The following is a 24,428-nucleotide window of genomic DNA, read 5'->3' as shown; positions in this document are numbered from 1 at the left end:
TATATTCTCCGTCGAATTAATTGTCGGGTTCGAGCACGATATGCCCGATCGCCGTGTTGCTGCAGGGGATATGATAGTGTCGGTGCAGGCATTTCGTCTTTTTGCCCAGCGCACCGCGCATGATCAGCCACATCACCATTTCAATGCCTTCGCTGCCGGTTTCGCGCAGATATTCGATATGCGGAATATAACGCGCAGCATCGCTATCGCCGACCATCAGATCGAGAAACTTATTGTCCCATTCGCGGTTGAGCAGACCGGCGCGCGGCCCCTGCAACTGATGGCTCATGCCGCCGGTTCCCCAGATCTGTACGTTCAGATCTTCCGGAAAGCTCTCCACCGCGCGTTTGATCGCCTCGCCCAGCGCCCAGCAGCGATTGCCCGAGGGCACCGGATAAGTGACAACGTTGACCGCGAGCGGCACCACTTTCACCGGCCACTTCTCGGGCTGGCCATACATCATGCTCATCGGCACGGTCAGGCCGTGATCGACATCCATCTCGTTGATGATCGTCATGTCAAATTCGTCGAGGATCAAGCTCTGCGCTATATGCCAGGCGAGGTCGGGATGGCCTTCGACATCCGGCACGTCGCGCGGCCCCCAGCCCTCGTCCGCCGGCTTGTAGCTCTCGCTACAGCCAATGGCGAAGGTCGGAATGAATTTCATGTCAAAGGCAGAAGCATGGTCATTATAGACCAGGATTATCACATCCGGCTTCTCTTCCTTTTCCCAGTTTTTCGTCCATTCATAGCCTTTGAATATCGGGCCGAAATATTCATCTTCCGTCTTACCCTGATCGACCGCTACGCCGAGCAGCGGAACATGGCTGCTGCCGACACCGGCTGTAATACGCGCCATATCAATTCACTCCCTTGTTATTCTCGGCGGTCGCGCTGGCAAGATTGGCCTTGATCGAGCGATTGCCCTGAGCCGACCGCCCGCCTTTCATCATCATGTCCCGATATTCGGGAAAGCTCATGTCGGTCATAGTCGAGACCGCCTCGGCAAAGCTCAGCCCGTCCGTCGAAAACACCTTGGCCAGGAAATAGACGTTGCCGCCCAGATCGAGGCAACGGTTATAGTCGCGCGCCAATATGGCTTCCTTCTGCTCGTCGGTCATCGGCCAGCGATCGAGATATTTTCTCTCGTCCGCCTTCCAGGCCTCGCGATTTTCAGGTTTCATCAGGCTCATCGCAAACTGGTTCAGCCAATAGCCCTTGCGTGCCCGTGCTGCGGTGAACACGCGGGTTCCCGGAATATCCTCCAGTTCGGCGAGATATTCATGGATATCCCGATCCTGGCTCTTGCTCACAATCCTCTCTCCTTCAATTGGGCGTCCATCCGGGGGTAGACCCGCCGTGCATTGCCCTCAAAAATCGCATGACGCTCCGCATCAGAAATATCGAGCGCATCGACATAGCGTTTGGTGTCGTCGAAATATTGGCCTGTTTGCGGATCGATACCGCGAACGGCGCCGACCATTTCGCTGCCGAACAATATATTCTTGTTGTCGATCACATCGGCCAGCAAAGTGACGCCCGGCTGATGGTAGACGCAGGTGTCGAAATAGACATTGTTCATCACATGGCCGGACAGATCGGGCTGCTTGAGCATGTCGGCCAGGCCGCGATAACGCCCCCAATGATAGGGCACCGCGCCGCCGCCGTGCGGAATGATGAATCGCAGATCCGGAAAATCTCTGAACAGATCACCCTGGATGAATTGCATGAAGGCAATCGTGTCTGCGGCAATATAATAAGCGCCGGTGGCGTGCATGGCAGGATTGCAGCTGCCCGAAACATGGATCATCGCCGGCACGTCCAGTTCGACCATCTTCTCGTAGAAGGGATACCAATATTCGTCGGTCAGCGGCGGATGTTCAAACTTGCCGCCACCGGGATCGGGATTGAGATTGCAGCCGACAAAACCCATGTCGACGCAGCGCTCCAGTTCCTCGATACTGCCCTGCATATCCGCCTTCGGGCTTTGCGGCAGCATGCAGACGGGCACGAACGTCTCGGGATAAAGATCGGCGCAGCGCTTGATCAGGTCATTATTCACCTGCGCCCATTTTCTCGCCACGCTTTCATCGCCGATATGCGGCGCCATCGCCGATGCGCGAGGCGAAAATATCGTCATGTCGGCACCGCGCTCTTTCAGCAGCTTGATCTGGTTTGCCTCGAGCGTTTCGCGGATCTGGTCCTCCGAAATTTCGGGATAAGGCCCGACTGCATCGCCCGACGCAAAAGCCGCCTTCTGGGCCTCCCGCCATTCATTATGCGCGGCCGGCGCCGTGGTATAATGACCATGACAATCGATAATCAGGCTCATGCTGCCAATCCTTCCTTCTTCGCCATTTCCCGCTGGCGGGATATCGTGGCTCTTGTCATCAGCGGCTCGATCCCCAGAGCATCAAGGGTCAAGGCAGCTTCTTCCATCTCTTCGGCCCGGCGTAGTCCATGAGTTGTCATGCGCTCGATATTATACGCCGCCTTTCCAGCCCATTCCGGGCCGAGCGATTGCAGAACGTCATCGGCGACCCCAGCTTCATGAGCAGCGAGCATCATTTCTGCCGTCAGTGCCTCGATACCTTTTACCATGATCGAACGGATCATCTTGATCGATGATGCCTTGCCGACCTCTCCATCCACAACGCGAATATTGTCAAAACCGATATCTGCCAGAACAGCAGCGCCTTTGGCTGCATCGACGCCCGAAAGCAGCAGCGGTACGGACAGTTCGGCGGGGTGGACCGGTGCCATGACGGCGACATCAACATAGCGTCCATTGGCATCGCCGATAAGATCCGCAGCGGTGCGCTTGGTATCGGGTGCCACCGAATTCATATCAAAATAAAATGCACCCGGCGCGATGCTTCTTGCAGCCATTTCTGCAACAGCCCGCGCCTGGCCAGCGGTCACCAGACTGATTATCGCAGGTGAATTCTTCAAGGCCTGTGGCAACTCGGCACATCCGGTCACGCCAGCTGTTGCATATTCCGGCTGTTTGTCCTTGATATCATAAACCCGCGCACGATCACCCCAGCCGCCCGCCTTGGCAAAGGTTGATCCCGCTTCGCCGAAACCGATAAGAGAGACAGGTTGAATCATGGCTTCTTGCTATCCGGAAGCCACAGAATCTGCTAATTGGAAAGCAAGTCCAGCTATAAGCTAAAGCGAATTCAGTTATTCGAGGCTTCCTCAAGCATGGCCATGAAGTCCCGCTGCATCACGGTTGGCATCCAGCCAGCACGCGTCGTTGTGCCAATGGTCCGGTGCAGGCCTTCCGGCGGCTCGCCGATTGCCGACAGCCACCCAGCCTCCAGCTCGACAGCAACCTGATCGGGCGAAAGCAGGGTCAGGAAATCGCTTTCGAGCAATATCTGGCGAATGGTGATGACCGAACCGCATTCTATCGGGACACCCGGGCAAGCTACGCCCGCAGATTCGAACATCTGCTCCCAGCGCATTCTCAGCGGCGTACCGGGCGCGGCAATGATCCAGGGATAACTGGCGAGTTTTTCCAGATCGCTCCGCTGGTTCTTCAGCGGATGATCGTGCCGACCGATGATCACCGGATGATCTTCGAAAAGCGACTGTTGCTGCACATCATCGCCGGGAGATGGATCGCGCAGCGCTCCGATCAACAGATCCAGTTCGCCGTCGCGCAGCGGTTCGATCAGTTCGGCGTGGCTGCCCTCGACGATCCGGATTTCGCTTTCGGGATAAGCTGAATGAAATTGTGCCACTGCCTTGGGCAATAGACGGGCTCTGCACAGGGGCATGGCGCCGATTGATATCACGCCCGTTTCCCGACCCTTGAGCGCCTCCAGTTCAGACAATCCGGCCGCGAGTTCCGCACGAGCCAAACGGAAGGAGCGGGCCAGCGCACGCCCTTGCGTGGTCAGCGCCATGCCCTTGCCGCGTCGTTCCAGCAATTTGCGCTTCAGGGCAATGGCAAGATTGGCGACCGAACGGTGCAGGGACGGTTGCGCCAGCCCTGACATGGCGCTGGCGGTTGGATAGCTACCGTGCTCTGCGACTGACAGAAAAGCACGCAATTGCGCCATGGTCACACGAGTAGAACCGATATTGGCCAAAGCAGCCTCGATCCTCGGGGCAAATATGACCGCGGCGGCGGTTGGGGTCATGCCATCCGGATGACGTTCGAAAAGCGGCTGTCCCAATAATGTCTCGAGCTTCACCAACCCCTGGGTTATCGCCGGCTGGGTAAGATTTACCGCATCTGCCGCAGCGCTTATGCTGCCTTTTTCGCAGATTTCCATGGCTGCGTACAAATGGCGCAAGTTGAGGTCCCAAATTTCCATGAAACAAGGATTAGCACAATCTTATAGCCCTGCCCAAGTTCCAAATTGCGCAATCGTGCCTTGCCTGCGACATTGATATGATTGTTGGAGGATTTGAAAATGGCAAATATCGTAGTCCAGAATATTGAACGGACCGATCTGAAACTGGTCGATGCCCTTGGCAAATGCGGCGTGGCGACAGTCCACGAAGCGCAGGGTCGAACCGGCCTTATGGCCTCGCACATGACGCCAATCTATGCCGGTGCGCGCGTCGCCGGCAATGCCGTCACCATATCCGCCGCACCCGGCGATAACTGGATGGTCCATGTCGCGATCGAGCAGATGCAGGAAGGCGATATTTTAGTTCTGGAACCGACCAGTCCCTGCGAAGATGGCTATTTCGGTGATCTGCTTGCGACATCAGCACAAGCGCGCGGCGGTCGTGGGCTGATCATCAATGCCGGTGTCCGGGATGTCCGCGATCTTACCGAAATGAATTTCCCGGTCTGGTCGAAGGCGGTATTCGCTCAGGGCACGGTCAAGAATACTTTGGGATCGGTCAACGTTCCGGTCGTTTGCGCCGGTGCGCTGGTCAATCCGGGCGATGTGATCGTCGCCGACGATGACGGCGTCTGTGTCGTTCAGCGCGAAAGGGCCGCCGAAGTACTGAAGAAAGCACAGGAGCGGGAAGCCAATGAAGAAGACAAAAGGCAGAAGCTGGAAAGCGGCATCCTCGGCCTCGATATGTATAATATGCGCGAGCGGCTGGAGAAAGAAGGCCTGAAATATGTCTGATGCTCCGATGACCTCGGCCCGTGTCATGTGGATGCGCGGCGGGACGTCAAAAGGAGGCTATTTTCTCGCAGAGGATCTACCCACCGATCGAGCGGAACGGGATGCGTTTCTGCTCCGCATCATGGGCTCGCCGGATGAGCGACAGATTGACGGCATGGGCGGCGCCGATCCGCTGACCAGCAAGGTCGCGGTCATCCGCAAATCCGATCGCAAGGGTATCGATGTCGGCTATCTGTTTCTGCAGGTCTTTGTCGATCAGGCGCTGGTAAGTGATGCGCAGAATTGCGGGAATATTCTGGCGGGCGTTGGCCCCTTTGCCATCGAGCGCGGATTGGTTGCCGCCACGGGCCAGCAGACCAGGGTCGCGATTTTCATGGAGAATACCGCGCAAACCGCAGTCGCCACGGTCGAAACCTCGGGCGGTATGCCGGTCTATTCCGGCGATGCCCGGATCGATGGCGTCCCCGGCACCGCGGCTCCGGTGCCGCTAGAGTTTCGCGATACGGCGGGATCGAGTTGCGGGGCCCTGCTGCCAACCGGCAATGCTGTCGACATTATCAACGATGTGCGCTGCACGTTGATCGACAATGGTATGCCCTGCATCGTGATGAAGGCGGAGGATGTCGGCGCCACCGGCTGTGAAAGCCGTGAGCAACTGGATGCAGCCGAAGAGGTGAAGGCCCGGATCGAAGCGATACGGCTGGCCGCTGGCGAGCGGATGAATCTCGGCGATGTTGCGGAGAAATCTGTGCCGAAGATGATGCTGGTCGCCGCACCCAGAAACGGCGGTGCGATCACCGTGCGCAGCTTCATCCCCAAGCGCGCCCATGCCAGCGTCGGCGTGCTCGCCGCCGTCACGGTTGCCACAGCCTGCCTGATCGAAGATTCTCCTGCTGCCGAGGTTGCCGATATCCCCGAAGGCAATCGCAAAACCATGTCGGTGGAACATCCCACCGGCGAGACCACCTGCGTCATGGAAGTGGATGACGGAGGCAATGTGACCAGCGCTGCGATGCTGCGGACCGCGCGCAAATTGATGGATGGAGAAATTTTCGCATGAGCGCCGATTCAGAGGGCCGGATCATCAGCTGGCATGGCAATCCGTCGAAACCGGCATTCACTCCGCCGCCGGGCGCGGTGGACGCCCACTGCCATGTCTTTGGCCCGCAGGCTTCATTCCCGTTCAGCCCGAAGGCTAAATATCTGCCAGCCGATGCAGGGCCGGACATGCTCTTTGCCTTGCGCGACCATCTTGGTTTTGAGCGCAATGTCATCGTGCAGGCGAGCTGCCACGGTACCGATAACAGCGCGACTCTGGATGCCATCGCCAGATCGAACGGCAGGGCGCGCGGCGTCGCTGTGGTTGATCCGGCGATCAGCGAGGCCGAACTTGCGGCGCTGCACGAAGGCGGCATTCGCGGTGTAAGGTTCAATTTTCTCAAGCGGCTCGTCGACAATGCCCCCAAGGACAAGTTTCTCGAGGTCGCCGGTCGCCTGCCCGCGGGATGGCATGTGGTGATCTATTTCGAAGCCGACATATTGGACGAGATGCGCGCCTTTATCGATGCGATACCGGTGCCGGTGGTGGTCGACCATATGGGCCGCCCGGATGTCAGCCAGGGCCCCGACGGACCGGAGATGAAAGCCTTCCGGACCTTGCTCGAATCCCGCCCCGATATCTGGTTCAAGGCAACCTGCCCCGACCGGCTCGATGCCAGCGGTGATCCTTGGAATGACTTTGCCACAGCGGTCCGGCCGCTGGTCGAGGATTATCAAGATCGCGTCATATGGGGCACCGACTGGCCGCATCCCAATATGCAATCGAACATTCCGGACGACGGTCACTTGGTCGATATGATCCCGAGAATTGCGGTGACCGGGGACCTCCAGCGCAAGCTGCTCGTCGACAATCCGGTGCGGCTCTACTGGCCGGAGACTCTCTGACGAGCAGCCTCACAACTGTCGCCGGACCGGTCATCGCGTGATTGGCAGTTGATCTTCCGGCCAAGTTCGTTTCAATCAATCTGAAGATGACCGCCGAACGGGCGCTGTGCAGGTAATGTGTCTTTTACCGTCACTGCCGGAAAAGCAGCACAGCTGGTCAGCCGCAGAAGATTGAAGGACAGGAATTTATGCAGGATTACAGCGATATACGCGAAGAGGTTGCCAAGCTTTGCCAGAAATTTCCCGGCGAATATTGGCGCGCTCGTGACAAGGCACGCGAATATCCGAGCGACTTTGTCGCTGCGCTCGGCGAGGCGGGATATCTTGCGGCACTGATCCCCGAAGAATTTGGCGGCGCCGGATTGCCGATTTCTGCGGCAGCGGCAATCCTCGAGGAAATTCAGGCGCAGGGCTGCAATGGCGGCGCCGTCCACGCGCAAATGTATATCATGGGCACGATGCTCCGCCACGGGTCGGACGAGCAGAAAAGCCAGTATCTGCCGAAGATCGCCACCGGCGAATTGCGCTTGCAGGCCTTTGGCGTGACCGAGCCGACCAGCGGCACCGATACTCTGGCGCTCAAGACTTTCGCCAAGCGAGACGGCGATGACTATGTCATCAATGGCCAGAAATTATGGACCAGCCGCGCCGAGCATAGCGATCTGATGCTGTTGCTCGCCCGCACCACACCACGCGATCAGGTGAGCAAGCGGACCGATGGCCTGTCGGTCTTCCTCGTCGACATGAACGCGGCATTGGGCAACGGGCTGACCATCCGGCCGATCGAGACGATGATGAACCACAGCACCACCGAATTGTTCTTCGACAATATGCGCGTGCCCGCCGCCAATCTGATCGGCGAGGAAGGTAATGGCTTTCGCTATATTCTCTCCGGCATGAATGCCGAGCGGCTGCTGATCGCGGCGGAATGTATCGGTGACGCCAAATGGTTCATCGAAAAGGCAACAGCCTATGCCAAGGAGCGAGTCCTGTTCGACCGGCCGATCGGCCAGAATCAGGGCGTCCAGTTCCCGATTGCCCGCGCCTATGCGCAGATGCGCGCGGCCGAACTGCTGGTCCACGAAGGCCTGCGCAAATATGAAGCGGGTGAAAATTGCGGCGAGGAAGCCAATATGGCCAAGATGCTCGCCGCCGAAGCCAGCTGGGCAGCGGGAGAAGCCTGTGTCCAGACCCATGGCGGCTTCGGCTTTGCCGCCGAATATGATGTCGAGCGCAAATTCCGCGAAACCCGCCTCTATCAGGTCGCCCCGATCAGCACCAATATGATCCTCTCCTATGTCGCCGAACATGTGCTGGGCCTGCCGAGGAGCTATTGATGGCCGACTGGGCAGACTGGATCGGCAAGAGCGAGACACGCCATGATGTGATTACGCCGGGTCTGCTGCAACGCTTTTGCGCGACCATCGACCGGCCGGTCACCGACGACATTCCGCAGGGGCTGCACTGGTGCCTCTGCCTGCCCGATGCACCGACTGCGCAATTGGCAGAGGACGGCCATCCGGCAAAAGGCGGCTTCCTGCCACCCATCCCCCTGCCCCGCCGCATGTGGGCGTCGAGCAGCGTTTCTTTTGACCATCCGCTGCAGCTCGGTGATACAGTGGCGCGCGTGTCGACCGTCGCCTCGATCGAGGAAAAGTCGGGCAAGTCCGGCGATCTGGTATTTGTTGCCGTCGATCATGAAATGCGCGTGGGTGAACGGGTTGCCATCAGGGAACGACAGAATATCGTCTATCGCGAACCGGCCGCCACTGCCTCACCGGCGAGTCAGACCGACAGCGTCGCCCCGGAACTTCAGGGCTGGGACTGGCAGCAGACAATCATCCCGTCCGAGCCCTTGCTGTTCCGCTATTCGGCGCTGACCTTCAACAGCCACCGCATCCATTATGACAAGCCCTATGCGATGCAGGAAGAAGGCTATCCCGGCCTTGTCGTGCACGGCCCGCTGATGGCGACATTGTTGCTAGACCTCGCAGCAAGCGAACTGGGTGCAAATCAGCTCTCCAGCTTTTCGTTTCGGGGCCAAGCGCCTGCCTTTGCCAATGCCGCAATATATCTTGTCGGCAGGCAGGAGGGCGACAATATCACGCTCGCCGTGATCAGCCATGACGGCAAAGAGATCATGAGCGCTCAGGCGACGATCTAGGCACCGCCCTTGCGAACCTTACAGCAGCGTATCGTTTTATTTTCTGTGACCTTTGCCCCGAAGGCGCAAATTCTTGCCGTTTTCTCTTCGCCGGCCTTGCGCCGAGTGTGACCTTTCGACCTGACGCAAAATCCGGTCCGGTTGCTGGCGGTCTAGCAATGCCGTTTCGATTATATCCAGAATGTCAAAGAGCCTAACGGTTGCGAGAATAAGCGATCCGGCACGGTGTAGGAAAGGCGAAATATTCAGGGGAGACCGTAATTTCAGTGAGATCCACACGAGGACGATGCCAAACTCTCCGTTCGTGTTGAGCTTGTCGAAGCATGATGGCGCGCACCCGTCCTTCGACAGGCTCAGGACGAACGGGGGAGCGGCAGGTGGATGAGAATTTGTCGCGCGAAGGCGCGAAGACGCAAAGCGTGACGCGCATCCTTTTCCCTTCGCGGCTTCGCGCCTTCGCGCGCGTTTCGGAGGATGGGATCGCTCTCGGCGGAATGGCCCAATGTTTATGAAACAAGCATAATATCCATGGATCCAAATAAGGATGGCACCACACTCTCCGTTCGTGCTGAGCCTGTCGAAGCACGGTTGCGCGCACTCGTCCTTCGACAAGCTCAGGACGAACGGGAGAGAGGGACGCGGATCTACATTCCTCGCGCGAAGGCGCGAAGACACAAAGGGTGGTGCACCAATTTGTTCCTTCGCGGCTTCGCGCCTTCGCGCGTGTTCTGCCCAATCAGGAAACTCTCGAGAGACTAGTCGCAGTAATTAAGGGAAAATCGTGATTTCAATTAGATCCGCACAAGGACGATTACGACCTCTCCGTTCGTGCTGAGCCTGTCGAAGCATGATCACGCAAAAGAAAAGCCCGGCGGCTGCGGATTGCGGCTACCGGGCTTTCTAACATTCAAACGTAACCTAGAAACGGTCGGCGTTCATCACCTTGGTCCAGGCTGCCGCAAAGTCGTCGGCAAATTTCTGGCCCGCATCATCAGAAGCGTAAACTTCCGAGACGGCGCGCAGTTCCGAATTGGATCCGAAAATCAGATCAACCGGCGTTGCAGTCCAGACCAGTTTGCCGGTGTCGCGGTCATGGCCTTCGTACAATCCTGCGTTCTTCTCCGACTTCGCCCATTTGGTCTTCATGTCGAGCAGATTGACGAAAAAGTCATTGCTCAGCTGACCCGGCTTATCCGTGAACACGCCGTTGGACGAATTGCCCGCGTTCGCATTCAGCGTCCGCAACCCGCCGAGCAGCACCGTCATTTCCGGTACCGTCAGGTTGAGCGCGTCGGCCTTGTCAACCAGTGCCGCTGCTGGAGCCAGATCGGCACCGGAGGCATAATAGTTGCGGAAACCGTCCGCCTTGGGCTCGAGATAGGCAAAGGACGCTGCATCGGTCTGCTCCTGCGTCGCATCGACGCGTCCGGGTGTGAACGGCAGACTGACCTTGTGGCCAGCCTTGCTTGCCGCCTGCTCGATCGCTGCATTGCCGCCCAGAACGATCAGGTCAGCCAGCGACACTTTCTTGCCGCCCTTGGCGCCCTTGTTGAAGTCCTTCTGGACCGCTTCAAGCTTGCCGAGCACCTTGGTCAGTTCCGCCTTGTCGTTGACCGCCCAGCCGCGTTGCGGTTCGAGCCGCAGCCGCGCACCATTGGCCCCGCCGCGCATATCGCTGCCACGGAAGGTCGAAGCCGAGGCCCAGGCGGTGCGCACCAGTTCCGAAGTCGACAGGCCGGAAGCCAGAATTTTCGACTTGAGCTGCGAAACGTCGGCATCGCTGATCATCGCATAGTCCGCTGCGGGCAACGGGTCCTGCCAGATGAAGCTCTGGCTCGGTGCGTCGGCGCCAACATAGCGAGCCGATGGTCCGAGATCGCGATGGGTCAGCTTGAACCAGGCGCGAGCGAAGGCCGCCGCGAATTCATCGGGATTCTTGTGCCAATGCTCGGCGATCTTGCGGAAACCGGGATCTTCCTTGATCGCAATGTCGGTCGTGAACATGATCGGCGCATGGGTCTTGCCCGGGATATGGGCGTCAGGAACCATGTTTGCAGCATTCGGGTCGCTCGGGATCCACTGCGTAGCACCGGCCGGGCTCTTGGCCTTGACCCATTCGAAACCGAACAGATTGTCAAGATACTGATTGGTAAAGGCGATCGGATTGGCCGACCAGGCACCTTCGAGACCGCTGGTAATCGTATCCTCGGCATTGCCCTTGCCGCATTTATTGGCCCAGCCCATGCCCTGACTTTCAATACCGGCAGCAGAAGGCTCGGCACCCATACATTCTTCGGGCTTGTGCGCGCCATGCGCCTTGCCGAACGTATGACCACCAGCAATCAGTGCCAGCGTTTCCTCATCGTTCATCGCCATATTACCGAATGCACGGCGGATATCGGCAGCAGCCGAGATCGGATCATGATTGCCGTTCGGTCCTTCCGGATTGACGTAGATCAGGCCCATTTGGGTCGCTGCGAGCGAACCTTTGAGATTGCCCTTGCCGTCGCGACGGTTGTCAGCCAGCATTTTGGCTTCCGGACCCCAGAAGACCAGATCCGGCTGGAAGGCATCAACGCGGCCACCGGCGAAACCGATGGTCTTGAAACCCATATCTTCAAGCGAGACATTGCCGGCCAGCACCATCAGATCGCCCCAGGACAATTTCCGGCCATATTTCTGCTTGATTGGCCAGACCAGACGGCGGGCCTTGTCGAGGCTGACATTGTCGGGCCAGCTGTTGAGCGGTTCAAAACGCTGTTCGCCGCCATCCGAGCCGCCGCGTCCGTCACCGACGCGATAGGTACCGGCGCTGTGCCAGGCCATGCGGATGAAGAAAGGTCCGTAATGACCATAATCGGCTGGCCACCAGTCCTGCGACGTGGTCAGAACCTTGCGGATATCCTCCTTGACCGCAGCAAGATCGAGGGTAGCGAATTCAGCCGCATAATCATAGTCGGCACCATAAGGATTGGACTGCGCCTCATGCTGGCGAAGCGCTGCAAGATCGAGGCTTTGCGGCCACCAGTCCTTGTTGGACATTGCGCCCGGTGGATCCTGGACTACCGTTTTTTGGGCTTGCGCCGGGCTTGCCATCACCAGCGGCGTCATCGACGCGGCCAGTAAGGCGAATAGCGAAACTTGTGATTTGAACATCTTTCTCTCCTGTTGTTCTTCCCGAATATCGTTACGGCCGAAACTTTAGGCTCACTCGAGCAGATGACGAAATCAGTAAATTTCCTGAGAGTGATCGAACCTGTCGATTATCTCCGCTCGAAGATTAGATAATCGCATTCCCAGAATCGCGAATGGGCGATGGGGAAGAGCGGGAGCCGGCAAACAGCCTGCAGTGCACGGAATGCGGACATGCCAAAAGAAGCTCGACGGTCGGGTCGCATAAACCGTCGAACTTCTCCTGGATACCCATAAAGGGTTTGTGCGGCACCGGGATGGAGCGGAATATGTGCTCCATCAGTTCGGTGCCGCAAGATTTTGTTAACCGAAACTTTTAACCGGCGCTGTGATGGCGATCACTGTTCCGTCGAAAAACAGCACGCGAATCATAAAAAATCGAAAATATATGGTTTACGCCCAACAGATCCAGTGGCGCCGGCTTCGAAATTCGTCGCCCTGCCGTCCGCGCGGCAGCGACCAGCGCACCGATCTTAAACCGTCCGTTTGGCCCGGTCTTTCTGGTTCTGGCCCTGAATCGCGTCTTTTGCAGCGCTCCATTCATCGTCACCCCAGCCAAGCAACTGGGAAAAATTACCGCCGCCCGCAAGATAGCTGCCGCCATCGATAGCGATGGTCTGACCAGTGAGATATTCGACACCGGGACCGAGCAGGAAAGCAGCGAGATTGGCAAGCTCGTGCATTTCGCCGGGCCGGTTCATCGGAGCGCCGCTGCGTTTGCGGTCATCGTCGCTGCCGGTCGGGTTCAGGCGCGCTGACATGCCTTCGGTCGGGAACAGGCCCGGCGCAATGGCGTTCAGGCGGATATTGTAACGCGCCCATTCAACGGCCAGGCTCTGGGTCATCACATTGATTCCGGCCTTGGACATCGCGCTGGGCACGGTGAAAGCGCTGCCATTCCAGACCCAGGTGGTGAGGATTGAAACAACATTGCCGCGAGTTCTGCCCTCGATCCAGCGCTTGCCGATATCGTGAGTCATATAGAATGTGCCGCGGAAGACGATATTGGCAATGGCATCAAAGCCGCGGATCGACAGATCCTCGGTACGGGAAATGAAATTGCCGGCCGCATTGTTGATCAGCCCGGTGAGCGGACCATGCTGCTGCCAGATGATATCATTCATCTCGCTGATCATTTCTGCGCTGCGAATGTCGCAGGGATGGGGCACGACCTTGCCGCCATGTTTTGCCACCAGTTCCTCGGCCGTCGCCTGACATACTTCGCCGCGTCGTCCGCAGATATGGACCTCCGCCCCGAGCTTGAGCAGGCCTTCCGCCATTTCCTTGCCCAGACCGGTGCCGCCGCCGGTCACCAATATGCGTTCGCCCTGCATCAGACCATCGCGGAACATGAGTTTGCTGGTATCCATATCATCCTGTCCTGTTTTTCTCGTTGTGCCGCTCATGCTGCATGAGTCGGCACATTCAAACTAGCAGTAATGACGCAACGGGGAAGGTGATATTTGGGACAGGCCTTGTCTGCGCAATCATGTCACAGCAGGGTGAAAGCCCTGATCCAAAAAAAACGGGAGCTTATCCGAAGATAAGCTCCCGCTGCGCCTCTGTTGGGACTACCTTCCTCTTGCGATTCCGGTGGCCGCTTGTTCGGCGTCCGGCTTCCGGTTCAAATCCGTTAATGGTTGGCTGTTTTCCACGTGTCCGCTTGCGCTTCTTCGCTTCGGTTTCCAACCCGAATGTGATCCAGTCACCCGATGGTCTTCGTCCGTCTGATCCGTTCGGGCTTGCGCCTTCCCTTTTCGGACTTTCTCCGATCATCGATCGAAAGATCCTTTTCCTTTTCTTGCGAAAAACAAACTGGTCATTTCGATCATCTTCCGGTTCCCGGGCTGTCCTGCGGGTCATTGCTGACTGGTCGCTGGTTCGTCCGATTGCCTTCCGATGACTTATATATGCTCCCTGATATCGAGTCGCTCCAAGTCGAAAATGGCAAGTTATCCACAGGCTATCTACTTATCGGTGGAAAACTCCTGCCGAAGCGGTGGATAAACGGTGTGTTTCAAATAGATGGGGAGTTTTTAAATTTTTGTCCGCTGGTCCGACCCTTCCGATGGGATGGATGGTGGAAGAGCCGAACCTTTGGACCAATCCCGGCGCCTCGATCAGGAGGAGGAGGAGGCTGCCGGGATTGTAACTTTTGCCTTAGACCTGAACCGTTGTGAACAGCAGGATGCTGCTAACGGAAAGGGCGGCGATAATATTGAAAAGCGTTCTCATGGATTTGTTCCTTATTCCAACGCCGATCACACATCTCTTTTCCTGCGTAACTTACAGGCTGCAGATGGTCGCATAGGAAGTAGGTTTCAATTGAGAACGCAGCTCGACGTGTTGCATGATATGCAACTGAAAATTCACTTTTCCCGGGCTAAATACGCCCTATCATTATGAGACTATTGGAAAATTTCCTTTAGCAGATTTTTGCCTTTGTCGAGCGGGTTGCGACGGAAGTTCGCTTCCTCCTTGCCGATATAGGCAAATATGCCATCCATAGCCTGTTCTGTGACGCTGTCGGTCAGGCCATCACGCGAAATATCTGCCCCGCCCAGCGAGGAAACCGATCCAAGCTTCTCAACCTGCTCGTAAGCACCCAGGTCGCCAAGGGCTTTTTCGACCAGCGGACGAACCTTGAGCGCCAGCTCTTCCCCAGAAGTACGCCGGAGATATTCGGAACCGGCCGCCTCGCCGCCGGTTACGATACCGACTCCATCTTGCAGCGTCAGACCATCAATCGCCGAGCGAAACACCGGCTTGGCTTCAAGAGCGGCCTTGCCGGCTGCATCATTGAGCGTTTTGGTGATATCCTTGGTCAGACCTGCCTTGCTGGTAAAACGCAAGATGCTGGTCGCCTTCTGCAATGGGCCAGGCAGCAATATCCGCACAGCCTTGTCAGCATAAAAGGCACCGGGTTCGGAAAGCTTGTCGAGCGCATTGTCGGATGCATCGCCCAAAATGCCCTTCACGCCAGAAGTTTGCGCAAAAGCCGGTGTCGTCATGAGCGATACAAGCGCCAGCGGAGCCGTTGTGAGGGCGATGGCGGCGATCAATCTGCTAGAGGTTTTCCGGCAAGGCATGAGCATTTCTCCTGATATGTTTCAGGAAGTCATAGCATATTTCCATGCCTTGCGTCTGAACGGCGCGAGCGATGCCGGTAAAATCGTGCAAATCGCAGCTATTGCAGAGACTATTCTCGTTCGGAAAACTCCAGCACGCCTTTGCTTTGATCGCCGGACACTTCCGTCAGTGTCAGCGAAAAGGGATCGCCTTCTTCGGTTTTTCCGGACAGATTGCTTCCGTCCCGCGCAACTTCAAAATCATTGGCCTTCAGCTGGGTTTCATACCAATCCGCCAGCTTATCAACGCCCACCGGTGCCTTGAAGCTGATCTTGACCTTGCCGCCCTGCTCACTCTTGTCCTGAATATCAAAGCTGGTCACCCGGCTCCCGGGATAGAGGTCGACATCGTTCATGTCGAAATCGTCGCTGTCGAGCGTGATCGAAGGCAAGTCGACTTCCATCGAAAAGCCATCAGCCTTGATCGAGAATTTGCTGTCTTCCCCGCCGCCACCGATTTTAATCTTTTCGGCATCGGACTTGCTGTCGTCGCTAAAGTCGATCGACATTCCGGATCCGTCATCCGAGCCATCTTCAACCTTGCTGCAAGCCGACAGGGGCAGCGGCAGCGCGGCCAGTAAAATCAGATATTTCGTGGACATGTCGATTCCTCCAGACTGTATTGCTATATTAATACAGTCTGGAGTATATTTCGTCAAGCTCGGCGATGGAATCAGGCGTCGATCGACGTTCCGGGTCCGGGTGCATTGACCACGCCGCCATCGACCGGAAGCGTCGAACCCACGACATAGTCACCAGCGGAACTGGCCAGAAATACCGCTGCAGATGCCATGTCCTCCGGCCGACCGATGCGTTTCGCCGGTATGCCCTTTTCAACCGCGTCTTCATGATCGCGAGCAGCCTTGTTCATCGACGAGGCAAAGGCGCCGGGCGCGATTCCGGTCATGATGATATCTTCCTGCACCAGCTTGGAAGCCATTTTGCGGGTCAGGTGAATGACCGCTGCCTTCGAAGCCTGATAGCTGTAGGTTTCCCAAGGATTGACTTTCAAGCCATCGATCGACGCAATGTTGATGACCTTGGCCGGACGTTCCATGCTCGCAGCCGCTTTCAATTGCGGGTGCAGCGCCTGGGTCAGGAAGAACAGGCCTTTCACATTGGTATCCATGACCTTGTCCCAGCCGGATTCGGGGAAATCGACATATTCCGCGCCCCAGGCGACACCGGCGTTGTTGACCAATATGTCGAGCTTCTCTTCGCGCGACGCGATTTCCGCAGCCAGGGCCTTACAGCCTTCATAGGTCGAAATATCGCCCTGGATATAGGTGCAATTTTCGCCAAATTCGGCAGCAGCGGCTTCGCCCTGATCTGCCTTGCGGCCGGAAATATAGACTTTGGCACCCTGTGCCAGAAATCCTTCGGTGATCATTGCGCCAATACCGCGCTGGCCACCAGTGACGAGGGCGACACGGCCTTCGAGCGAGAAAAGTTTGTTAAAATCCATCAGTAAGTCCCTTTAATAGCCGTGCATTTCCGCAACGAGATTGGTGTGATAATTCACATCACCCATGAATTCCTGCAGCGCGCGATCACGCTTCATATAGAGGCCGATATCATATTCGTCGGTCATGCCGACGCCGCCGTGCATCTGGACGCCTTCCTTGACCGACAGCGCGGTTGCCTTGCCGGCCTTGGCCTTCGCTACCGACACCATCAGTTCCGCCTTGGAAGAACCTTCGTCGAGCATTTGCTGCGCTTTCAATACCGTTGCCCGGGCGATTTCCATCTCACTGTAGAGATGGGAAATGCGATGCTGGAGCGCCTGAAACGAACCGATCAATTCGCCAAACTGCTTGCGGCCTTTGATATAGTCGACGGTGATATCCATGGAGCCAGCGCCCACGCCGAGTGTTTCGGCAGCGGCACCGGAGCGACCAGCGTTCAGCAAGCGTCGCAGAACCGTATCGCCGTCGTCAACCTCGCCGATTACCGCATCGGCATCGACCGTCACGCCGTCAAACTGCACATGGGCGGCTACAGCGCTGTCGACCAGCCGGGCACTGTCTCGCGACACGCCTGGCGCATTGGTGTCGACAGCAAAAAGAGTGAGCCCCTTCTCATCACCCGCCGACCCACTGGTCCGCGCGGCCACGATCAGCATATCGGCCGAACCACCCTGCACGACAAATTGCTTCTTGCCGTCCAGCTTGAACCCATTGCCTTCACGGGTCGCGGCCATGCTGATCTGGTCCGGACGATGTTTCGTGCCTTCGTCAATCGCCAGCGCAAGCACTGTCTCACCGGCAATGATGCCGGGGAAATATTTGTCACGCAAAGCCTTGCCGCCCGCGTTGAGCGCTTCCACGCCCGCTACCGCCGTGGTCAGAAAGGGTGAAGGCGTAAGATTGCGACCGATTTCCTCAAGCACCACGCCCGCTTCGACATGACCGAGCCCGAGGCCGCCTTCCTCTTCGCCAATCAATATGCCGGTAAAACCCATTTCCGCGAATTGCTTCCACAAGGCGTGGGAGAAACCGTCCTTGCATTGCTTGTCCCGAAATTCGCGAAGATGTGCTACGGGCGCCTCGCCCTTCATGAATTCGGCTGCACTGTCGTGGAGCATCTGCTGGTCGTCGTTCAAATAAAGCGGCATGTTCTAGTCCTTGTCTGAAATTGTGCGCGGCGGGGTCGGGCACGAGCCGGTCCCGCCATCATGGCAATGGGATATGACCTGTCAGGCGCCGGGCAGTCGCAATATCTGCTTGGATATGACGTTCAGCATCACTTCGCTGGTGCCGCCCTCGATGCTGTTCGCCTTGGTCCGCAGCCAGCTGCGGGCGGTCATCCCGCCATTGGTCGCGTCGCTTTCCCATTCCAGCACTTCGCTGCCGCCGGCCGACATGATCAGCTCGTGGCGGCGCTTGTTGATTTCGGTGCCGGCATATTTCATCATATTGGGCTGAGCGGGGTGGCAGAGGCCTGCCTTGAACGTATCGCCAAAGCGTTCCGCCATGGCACGGAAAGCCAGGACTTCAATATCCATTTCCGCCATTTGCGCGCGTAGCATTGGATCGTCAAGACGACCCATTGCATCACGTCCAACCTGGTCGGCAAATTTGGCGCCAAGCGACGTCGCGCCTTCCGAACCGCCGCCGGAAATCATGCTGCGCTCGTGGCCCAGCAGATATTTGGCAACGTCCCAGCCCTTGTTCACTTCATAGACGACCGAGGAAACGCCCTCGCCATATTCCTTTGGCACTTTGACATCATCGAAGAATGTCTCGCAGAAAGCCGACTGACCGGAAATCAGGACGATCGGCTTGGTCGTCACGCCTTCGTTAGTCATGTCGAACAGCATGAACGAAATGCCCTTGTGCTTTTCATTCTTGTCGGTCCGGGTGAGACAGAAGATCCAGTCGGCCTTGTCAGCATAGCTGGTCCAGATTTTCTGACCGTTGATGACGAAATGATCGCCCTTGTCGACGGCGCTGGTTTGCAGCGAAGCCAGATCGGAACCGGACCCCGGTTCGGAATAGCCTTGGCACCACCGGATTTCACCACGTGCGATCGGCGGCAGGAAATGCTTCTTCTGCGCTTCGGTGCCGAAATGCAGCAGCGCGGGGCCGAGCATCCAGATTCCAAAGCTCGATAATGGCGAACGGCATCTGAGCCGCGCCATTTCCTGACCGAGAATTTTTGCTTCGGCCCGTGACAGTCCACCGCCACCATATTCTTTCGGCCAGTCGGGTACTGTCCAGCCCTTGGCGGCCATGATATTCAGCCATTCTTTCTGCCCCGGCTTGAACGTCGCATTGCGTCCGCCCCAGACGGCATCGTCTTCGCCTGTCATCGGTTCACGCATCTCTGGCGGGCAATTGGCCTCGAGCCAGGCAGCGGTCTCCGCGCGGAAGGTTTCCAGATCGGACATCACGAATTTCCTTTTAATTGATTAATTAAAGTTGGACTATCATAATTGCGTCGATTGATTCAACGATTCCCTTGGCCTGAAGTCAAAAATAATCGGAGAATTGGACGCAAAATTCTACCACGACCGACCAGTCTTTCGAATTCCGTAACGGAAACGAGCTTGGCCAGCACAAGTGATTGACGCTGCAAGGTATCACCGCTTTAATGACAAGAAAAAAGGGAGCGCAAGAGGATGCGATTTAAGGGCAAGACCGCCGTCATAACCGGCGGATCATCGGGAATTGGACGCGGCAGTGTCGAGCTTTTCCTGCGCGAGGGCGCCACCGTCGTCATGGGCGATATCGACGAAGCGGAAGGCACCGCGATGCTATCCGCACTTGGTGAAAATTTTCTGTTCAAGAAATGTGATGTCACCCGGGAAGCCGAGATCAAGGCTCTGATGGACTATGCCGCGGAGCAGACCGGGGGCATCGACATTGTGTTCAACAATGCAGGTGCCGGTGGGCCGCGCGCTCCGATCGACGAGATCAGTGGTGATGACTGGGATTTTGCCATGGCCTTGCTGCTCAAATCTGTCGCCATGGGCATCCGCCACGCGGCGCCGCATCTCAAGCAACGCGGCGGCGGAGCGATCGTCAATACCGCTTCCATCTGCGCGTTTCAGGCCGGCTATGGACCGATTGCCTATTCCACCGCCAAGGCCGGCGTATTGCATCTGACCAAAGTCGCTGCTGCCGAGCTTGCCCGATATAAAATCCGGGTGAATGCGATCTGCCCGGGGTTCATCCAGACCAATATTTTCGCCGCGACCGTCGGCGCCAACAAGGAAGAGGCGCAAGCGATAAATACGGTTCTGGGTCAGGCCGCAGCCAGTGTCCAGCCGGTTGCCCGTCCAGGCGTACCCAATGACATTGCCGAGGCAGCAGCCTATCTGGCGTCGGATGCAGCAGGCTTCGTCACCGGCACCCATTTGCTGGTCGATGGGGGCATGCTCGTCGGCACCGAAGGCAGCTGGAACCCCGAAATACCGGGCATGCTGGATGCGATCCTGCCGGAGCATCTGCGTTGACGGTGACTTCGGACAAGCTGCCGCTTAAAATCAAGATATTATACGGCTTCGGCGCCTCAGCATATGGGATCAAGGATAACGGTTTTTCCGTTTTCCTGCTCTATTATTATAACCAGGTTGTCGGCATGCGCGCCGATGTCGTCAGTCTGGCGATTGCCATTGCGCTGTTCGTCGATGCGTTCATCGATCCCCTGATCGGCCAGATGACGGACCGGACCAGAACCCCGATCGGGCGTCGCCACCCGTGGCTATACGGAGCGGCCCTGCCGATCGCGATCGCATGGCTGCTATTGTGGCATCCTCCCGAAACAAGCGCCACGCTGCAATTCTTCTATCTTCTGACGATGGCAATGCTGGTCCGGATCACTTTGTCCGCTTACGAGGTTCCCTCGCTTGCGCTGCTTCCCGAACTCAGCCGGGATTATCACGACCGCACCAGCACCTTGCGCTTTCGCACCCTGTTCGGCTGGGCGAGCGGACTGGGGATCATGGTTCTCGCTTATGGCATCCTGCTTGTACCAAGCGAGGAATATCCGGTCGGACTGCTCAACGTCGATGGCTATTCCACATTCGCCATCGTCGGTGCCTGCATCATGGCTGTTTCCGTTCTGGTCTCGGCTGTCAGCACACATGGCAGGATGGTCGGTCGCTATAAAGCCGAAAACAGCCCGCCGAAAAGCGCCGAAGGCTTTTCGGAAATGCTGTCGGCATTTCGTTTCACGCCCTTTCTGTTGCTGATGTTTGCGGGCGTTTTCGCATTTACCAATCAGGGCCTGTTGTTCTCGATGACGCCTTATTTGCTCACTCACGTCTGGGAATTCGGTTCTGCGGAAATGACACTCTATTCCGCCGTCCTGTTTATCGGGGTCATAATGGCATTTCTGATAGTCACTCCGATTTCCAAGCGGACCGGGAAACCCAAAGGAGCAGCATTATTGACGCTGTTCGCCGTGATCGTGGGCACTGCGCCTTACTGGCTGCGCATGGCCGGGCTTTTTGCCGAACCCGGCTCACCCTATCTGATACCCGTCCTGTTCACCTTTCTCGTCATCGGAATTGGCGCCAGCATCTCTGCCATGATCCTGACAATGTCGATGATGGCGGATGTCACCGATGCCTATGCATTTGAAGTCGGCAAACGCACCGAAGGGCTGTTCTCTTCCGGCATGTGGTTCATGCAGAAAATGGTCGGCGGCATGGGTATCCTGCTTTCCGGGCTGATCATTTCCTTCATCCAGTTGCCCTCTCAGGCGGTGCCCGGAACTGTGGATCCGGCGATTGTCGACAATCTGGCGCTGATTTTCGTTGCGATGGTGACCGTGATTGGATTTGCCGGCGCATGGGCCTACACTTTATTTCCACTGAGTGAGCAGGACCATGGCGAGCGCATATCGAAGCTCGCCGCGGCAATGCCGAAGGTGAAATGACGGCAGCAGAATAAAAACTCTTCTGGCTAGTCGTTTTCGCGGTGGCAAAGCCAGACCGCCTCTGATAAGTTAATCGCATAGTTAAAAAAGAAAAGGACTAGGGCATGGATTTTGATCTCACTGAAAAGCAGGAATATTGGCGCAACCGGGTGCGCGACCATATCGAGACTCACCTCCGTCCCCGCATGGCTGACTTCCACGAGGAAGAATCAACCGGCGAACGCTGGAAAGTTCTGCAAGTGGTCGAGGAAGAGAAGAAGAAGGCCAAGGAAGCCGGCATCTGGAACCTGTTCATGCCGCCGTCCAATCCCAATCTGACCCATGTCGACGATGTGTTCGAATTTGAAGGCCCCGGCCTCACCAACCTCGAATATGCGCTTTGCGCCGAAGAAATGGGCCGCGTTGGCTTTTCTTCCGAAGTGTTCAACTGCTCGGCTCCCGATACCGGCAATATGGAGGTGTTCCACCGTTACGGAACATTGGAACAGAAAGAGCAATATCTGCGTCCGTTGATGAACGGTGAAATCCGCTCTGCCTTCCTGATGACCGAGCCAGCCGTTGCCTCCTCCGATGCAACCAATATCGAAACCGCAATCGTCCGCGATGGCGACGAATATGTCATTAACGGCCGCAAATGGTGGTCATCCGGCCTCGGCGATCCGCGCTGCAAAATCGCGATCGTCATGGGCAAGACCACCTTCGAGGGCAGCCGCTATACGCAGCAGTCCCAGGTTCTCATGCCCACCGACGCGCCCGGCGTTAAAGTCATCCGTCACCTGCCGGTCTTCGGCTATGACGATGCACCGCATGGCCATATGGAAGTCGAGATGAAGGACGTCCGCGTTCCTGCGGCGAACGTCATCCTTGGCGAAGGGCGTGGCTTTGAAATTGCCCAGGGTCGCCTCGGACCCGGTCGTATCCATCACTGCATGCGCACCATTGGCGTCGCTGAAGAAGCGCTCGAGAAAATGGTCAAGCGTCTGCAATCGCGTATCGCTTTCGGCAAGCGCATCTCCGAACATAGCGTCTGGGACGAGCGGGTTGCCCGTGCCCGGATCGATATCGACATGAGCCGTCTGCTCTGCCTGAAAGCGGCGGACATGATGGACAAGGTCGGCAACAAATATGCCAAGGCGGAAATCGCCATGATCAAGGTCCAGGCTCCGAATATGGCGCTGAAGATCATTGATGATGCGATCCAGGCCCATGGCGGCGGTGGCGTATCCAACGATTATGGCCTTGCCAGCGCTTATGCGCATCAACGGACCCTGCGGCTCGCCGATGGTCCGGACGAAGTCCACAATCGCACGATCGCCAAGATGGAATATGGCAAATATGCCGAAACCGCCGACGGCAGCAAGATGAAGGAAGATTTTTCATCAGGTGATCTCGCCGTCACTCGCTAGGAGCAGATAATGAAGGCAGCAGTATTGGTCGAAGCGGGCAAACCGCTCGTCATCGAAGACGTCGTCATCTCCAAACCGGGACCGCATGAAGTGCTGATCCGGACGGCAGCCTGCGGGCTTTGCCATTCGGATCTGCATTTTATCGACGGGACCTATTCGCATCCCCTGCCCGCCATTCCGGGGCATGAGGCTGCGGGCATTGTCGAGGCGATTGGCAGCGAAGTTCGCACCGTCGCCGTCGGCGATGCGGTGGTGTCCTGCCTGTCGGCCTATTGCGGGCATTGCGAATTTTGCGTGTCCGGCCGGATGTCCCTGTGCCTCGGCGCAGACACGCGGCGCGGTGAAGATGAAGCGCCGCGGATCACCCGGCCAGACGGGACGATGGTGGGACAGATGCTCAATCTCTCGGCCTTTGCCGAGCAGATGCTGATCCACGAACATGCCTGCGTGCGGATCGATCCCGAGATGCCGCTGGATCGCGCCGCCGTGATCGGCTGCGCAGTGACCACCGGAGCGGGTACGATCTTCAACGCCTGCAAGGTAACACCGGGCGAAACCGTAGCCGTCGTCGGCTGCGGCGGGGTTGGCCTCGCCACCATCAACGCAGCGAAGATCGCCGGTGCCGGACGGATCATCGCCGCCGATCCGATCAAGGAAAAGCGCGATCTGGCGATCAAGCTGGGGGCCACCGATGTGGTCGACGCGATGGCCGACGATGCAGCCGGACAGATTGTCGAAATGACCAAGGGCGGCGTCGATCATGCGATCGAAGCGGTCGGTCGTCCGGCGTCGGGCGAACTTGCGGTCGGCTCGCTGAAACGCGGCGGCACAGCAACCATTCTCGGCATGATGCCGCTCGACCACAAGGTCGGTCTCAGCGCGATGGATCTGCTCTCCGGCAAAAAATTGCAGGGCGTACTGATGGGGGCAAACCGCTTCCCGGTTGATATCCCGCGGCTGGTCGACTTTTATCTGCGCGGAATGCTCGATTTGGACAGTATTGTCGCCGAGACAATTCCGCTTGAGCAGATCAATGACGGTTTTGAGAAAATGAAAAAAGGTGACGCGGCCCGGTCCGTGATTGTCTTCAGCTAAAGGAAGAGGGACT

22 protein-coding genes are annotated in these 24,428 nt (G+C 57.4%); 10 read left to right on the top strand and 12 right to left on the bottom strand.

Annotated elements, in window-relative coordinates; translation table 11 throughout:
- Positions 1 to 16: 16 nt before the first annotated feature.
- The 5 genes from AZE99_RS04505 to AZE99_RS04485 form a co-directional block, all read right to left on the bottom strand.
- Positions 17 to 859, bottom strand: a complete 843-nt coding sequence (locus tag AZE99_RS04505) for a class III extradiol dioxygenase subunit beta (protein WP_067198422.1) — start codon at positions 857 to 859, stop codon at positions 17 to 19.
- A gap of 1 nt (position 860) precedes the next feature.
- The gene (gene ligA / locus AZE99_RS04500; RefSeq protein WP_443027815.1) at positions 861 to 1,316 is read right to left on the bottom strand and encodes a protocatechuate 4,5-dioxygenase subunit alpha; all 456 of its coding nucleotides are present in this window, start codon (positions 1,314 to 1,316) and stop codon (positions 861 to 863) included.
- Entirely contained in the window at positions 1,310 to 2,332 is a 1,023-nt protein-coding gene (locus AZE99_RS04495) for an amidohydrolase family protein (protein WP_067198418.1), read from the bottom strand. The genes ligA and AZE99_RS04495 overlap by 7 nt, the downstream gene beginning before the upstream one ends.
- Positions 2,329 to 3,111 (bottom strand): NAD(P)-dependent oxidoreductase, encoded by a 783-nt coding sequence (locus tag AZE99_RS04490; RefSeq protein WP_067198416.1) that lies wholly within the window; start codon positions 3,109 to 3,111, stop codon positions 2,329 to 2,331. The genes AZE99_RS04495 and AZE99_RS04490 overlap by 4 nt, the downstream gene beginning before the upstream one ends.
- 71 nt (positions 3,112 to 3,182) lie before the next feature.
- Positions 3,183 to 4,328: a LysR family transcriptional regulator gene (locus AZE99_RS04485; RefSeq protein ID WP_067198414.1), complete on the bottom strand. Its 1,146-nt coding sequence runs from the start codon at positions 4,326 to 4,328 to the stop codon at positions 3,183 to 3,185.
- A 99-nt stretch (positions 4,329 to 4,427) separates the two neighbouring features.
- Between AZE99_RS04485 and ligK the strand changes: the two genes are divergently transcribed.
- From ligK to AZE99_RS04460, 5 genes are all read left to right on the top strand, one after another.
- On the top strand, positions 4,428 to 5,102 hold the full coding sequence (ligK, locus tag AZE99_RS04480) for a 4-carboxy-4-hydroxy-2-oxoadipate aldolase/oxaloacetate decarboxylase (protein WP_067198412.1): 675 nt from the start codon (positions 4,428 to 4,430) through the stop codon (positions 5,100 to 5,102).
- Complete coding sequence (locus tag AZE99_RS04475) at positions 5,095 to 6,162, top strand: 4-oxalomesaconate tautomerase (RefSeq protein ID WP_067198411.1); 1,068 nt, start codon at positions 5,095 to 5,097, stop codon at positions 6,160 to 6,162. Before ligK ends, AZE99_RS04475 begins: the two co-directional genes overlap by 8 nt.
- Positions 6,159 to 7,046 carry an amidohydrolase family protein gene (locus AZE99_RS04470; RefSeq protein WP_067198409.1) on the top strand — a complete coding sequence of 296 codons (888 nt, stop codon included), beginning with the start codon at positions 6,159 to 6,161 and terminating at the stop codon, positions 7,044 to 7,046. Before AZE99_RS04475 ends, AZE99_RS04470 begins: the two co-directional genes overlap by 4 nt.
- Positions 7,047 to 7,234: 188 nt before the next feature.
- Entirely contained in the window at positions 7,235 to 8,383 is a 1,149-nt protein-coding gene (locus tag AZE99_RS04465) for an acyl-CoA dehydrogenase family protein (RefSeq protein ID WP_067198407.1), read from the top strand.
- On the top strand, positions 8,383 to 9,210 hold the full coding sequence (locus tag AZE99_RS04460; protein WP_067198405.1) for an FAS1-like dehydratase domain-containing protein: 828 nt from the start codon (positions 8,383 to 8,385) through the stop codon (positions 9,208 to 9,210). The genes AZE99_RS04465 and AZE99_RS04460 overlap by 1 nt, the downstream gene beginning before the upstream one ends.
- Positions 9,211 to 10,128: 918 nt before the next feature.
- Here AZE99_RS04460 and katG read toward each other — a convergent pair.
- Positions 10,129 to 12,366: a catalase/peroxidase HPI gene (katG, locus tag AZE99_RS04455; protein WP_067198404.1), complete on the bottom strand. Its 2,238-nt coding sequence runs from the start codon at positions 12,364 to 12,366 to the stop codon at positions 10,129 to 10,131.
- 509 nt (positions 12,367 to 12,875) lie between these two features.
- Entirely contained in the window at positions 12,876 to 13,772 is an 897-nt protein-coding gene (locus AZE99_RS04450; protein ID WP_067198402.1) for an SDR family oxidoreductase, read from the bottom strand.
- A 727-nt stretch (positions 13,773 to 14,499) separates the two neighbouring features.
- Between AZE99_RS04450 and AZE99_RS04440 the strand changes: the two genes are divergently transcribed.
- On the top strand, positions 14,500 to 14,808 hold the full coding sequence (locus AZE99_RS04440; protein ID WP_067198399.1) for a hypothetical protein: 309 nt from the start codon (positions 14,500 to 14,502) through the stop codon (positions 14,806 to 14,808).
- A gap of 2 nt (positions 14,809 to 14,810) precedes the next feature.
- Here AZE99_RS04440 and AZE99_RS04435 read toward each other — a convergent pair whose 3' ends face one another.
- The 5 genes from AZE99_RS04435 to AZE99_RS04415 all read right to left on the bottom strand — a co-directional run bounded on the left by AZE99_RS04435 (position 14,811) and on the right by AZE99_RS04415 (position 19,419).
- Positions 14,811 to 15,491 (bottom strand): DUF4197 domain-containing protein, encoded by a 681-nt coding sequence (locus AZE99_RS04435; RefSeq protein WP_197460250.1) that lies wholly within the window; start codon positions 15,489 to 15,491, stop codon positions 14,811 to 14,813.
- A gap of 110 nt (positions 15,492 to 15,601) precedes the next feature.
- On the bottom strand, positions 15,602 to 16,132 hold the full coding sequence (locus AZE99_RS04430) for a hypothetical protein (protein ID WP_067198396.1): 531 nt from the start codon (positions 16,130 to 16,132) through the stop codon (positions 15,602 to 15,604).
- A gap of 71 nt (positions 16,133 to 16,203) precedes the next feature.
- Positions 16,204 to 16,995, bottom strand: a complete 792-nt coding sequence (locus AZE99_RS04425; protein ID WP_067198394.1) for an SDR family oxidoreductase — start codon at positions 16,993 to 16,995, stop codon at positions 16,204 to 16,206.
- Positions 16,996 to 17,007: 12 nt separating this feature from the next.
- Positions 17,008 to 18,144, bottom strand: coding sequence for an acyl-CoA dehydrogenase family protein (locus AZE99_RS04420; RefSeq protein WP_067198392.1), 1,137 nt, complete (start codon positions 18,142 to 18,144; stop codon positions 17,008 to 17,010).
- Between the two features lie 81 nt (positions 18,145 to 18,225).
- A complete protein-coding gene (locus AZE99_RS04415) occupies positions 18,226 to 19,419 on the bottom strand; it encodes an acyl-CoA dehydrogenase family protein (RefSeq protein WP_067198391.1) in 1,194 nt (397 codons plus the stop codon).
- 231 nt (positions 19,420 to 19,650) lie between these two features.
- Between AZE99_RS04415 and AZE99_RS04410 the strand changes: the two genes are divergently transcribed.
- From AZE99_RS04410 to AZE99_RS04395, 4 genes are all read left to right on the top strand, one after another.
- Positions 19,651 to 20,487: an SDR family NAD(P)-dependent oxidoreductase gene (locus AZE99_RS04410; protein WP_067198389.1), complete on the top strand. Its 837-nt coding sequence runs from the start codon at positions 19,651 to 19,653 to the stop codon at positions 20,485 to 20,487.
- A gap of 2 nt (positions 20,488 to 20,489) precedes the next feature.
- Entirely contained in the window at positions 20,490 to 21,914 is a 1,425-nt protein-coding gene (locus AZE99_RS04405; protein WP_231862723.1) for an MFS transporter, read from the top strand.
- Between the two features lie 104 nt (positions 21,915 to 22,018).
- Positions 22,019 to 23,320 (top strand): acyl-CoA dehydrogenase family protein, encoded by a 1,302-nt coding sequence (locus AZE99_RS04400; RefSeq protein WP_067198385.1) that lies wholly within the window; start codon positions 22,019 to 22,021, stop codon positions 23,318 to 23,320.
- 9 nt (positions 23,321 to 23,329) lie between these two features.
- On the top strand, positions 23,330 to 24,415 hold the full coding sequence (locus AZE99_RS04395; protein ID WP_197460249.1) for a Zn-dependent alcohol dehydrogenase: 1,086 nt from the start codon (positions 23,330 to 23,332) through the stop codon (positions 24,413 to 24,415).
- Positions 24,416 to 24,428 lie beyond the last annotated feature (13 nt).

The sequence above is a fragment of the Sphingorhabdus sp. M41 genome, assembly GCF_001586275.1.
In the GTDB taxonomy this organism is placed as follows: domain Bacteria; phylum Pseudomonadota; class Alphaproteobacteria; order Sphingomonadales; family Sphingomonadaceae; genus Parasphingorhabdus.
Note: the sequence above shows the minus strand (reverse complement) of the source record. Positions and strands in the feature narration are given on the sequence as shown.

Excerpts from the sequence above, each read along its gene's own strand:
- katG (WP_067198404.1), bottom strand. The coding sequence starts at position 12,366 with ATGTTCAAATCACAAGTTTCGCTATTCGCCTTACTGGCCGCGTCGATG.
- AZE99_RS04420 (WP_067198392.1), bottom strand. The coding sequence starts at position 18,144 with ATGCCGCTTTATTTGAACGACGACCAGCAGATGCTCCACGACAGTGCA.
- AZE99_RS04410 (WP_067198389.1), top strand. The coding sequence starts at position 19,651 with ATGCGATTTAAGGGCAAGACCGCCGTCATAACCGGCGGATCATCGGGA.
- AZE99_RS04415 (WP_067198391.1), bottom strand. The coding sequence starts at position 19,419 with ATGTCCGATCTGGAAACCTTCCGCGCGGAGACCGCTGCCTGGCTCGAG.
- AZE99_RS04400 (WP_067198385.1), top strand. The coding sequence starts at position 22,019 with ATGGATTTTGATCTCACTGAAAAGCAGGAATATTGGCGCAACCGGGTG.
- AZE99_RS04485 (WP_067198414.1), bottom strand. The coding sequence starts at position 4,328 with ATGGAAATTTGGGACCTCAACTTGCGCCATTTGTACGCAGCCATGGAA.
- AZE99_RS04465 (WP_067198407.1), top strand. The coding sequence starts at position 7,235 with ATGCAGGATTACAGCGATATACGCGAAGAGGTTGCCAAGCTTTGCCAG.
- AZE99_RS04505 (WP_067198422.1), bottom strand. The coding sequence starts at position 859 with ATGGCGCGTATTACAGCCGGTGTCGGCAGCAGCCATGTTCCGCTGCTC.
- AZE99_RS04470 (WP_067198409.1), top strand. The coding sequence starts at position 6,159 with ATGAGCGCCGATTCAGAGGGCCGGATCATCAGCTGGCATGGCAATCCG.
- AZE99_RS04450 (WP_067198402.1), bottom strand. The coding sequence starts at position 13,772 with ATGGATACCAGCAAACTCATGTTCCGCGATGGTCTGATGCAGGGCGAA.
- AZE99_RS04430 (WP_067198396.1), bottom strand. The coding sequence starts at position 16,132 with ATGTCCACGAAATATCTGATTTTACTGGCCGCGCTGCCGCTGCCCCTG.
- AZE99_RS04475 (WP_067198411.1), top strand. The coding sequence starts at position 5,095 with ATGTCTGATGCTCCGATGACCTCGGCCCGTGTCATGTGGATGCGCGGC.
- AZE99_RS04460 (WP_067198405.1), top strand. The coding sequence starts at position 8,383 with ATGGCCGACTGGGCAGACTGGATCGGCAAGAGCGAGACACGCCATGAT.
- ligK (WP_067198412.1), top strand. The coding sequence starts at position 4,428 with ATGGCAAATATCGTAGTCCAGAATATTGAACGGACCGATCTGAAACTG.
- AZE99_RS04435 (WP_197460250.1), bottom strand. The coding sequence starts at position 15,491 with ATGCCTTGCCGGAAAACCTCTAGCAGATTGATCGCCGCCATCGCCCTC.
- AZE99_RS04425 (WP_067198394.1), bottom strand. The coding sequence starts at position 16,995 with ATGGATTTTAACAAACTTTTCTCGCTCGAAGGCCGTGTCGCCCTCGTC.
- AZE99_RS04490 (WP_067198416.1), bottom strand. The coding sequence starts at position 3,111 with ATGATTCAACCTGTCTCTCTTATCGGTTTCGGCGAAGCGGGATCAACC.
- AZE99_RS04495 (WP_067198418.1), bottom strand. The coding sequence starts at position 2,332 with ATGAGCCTGATTATCGATTGTCATGGTCATTATACCACGGCGCCGGCC.
- AZE99_RS04395 (WP_197460249.1), top strand. The coding sequence starts at position 23,330 with ATGAAGGCAGCAGTATTGGTCGAAGCGGGCAAACCGCTCGTCATCGAA.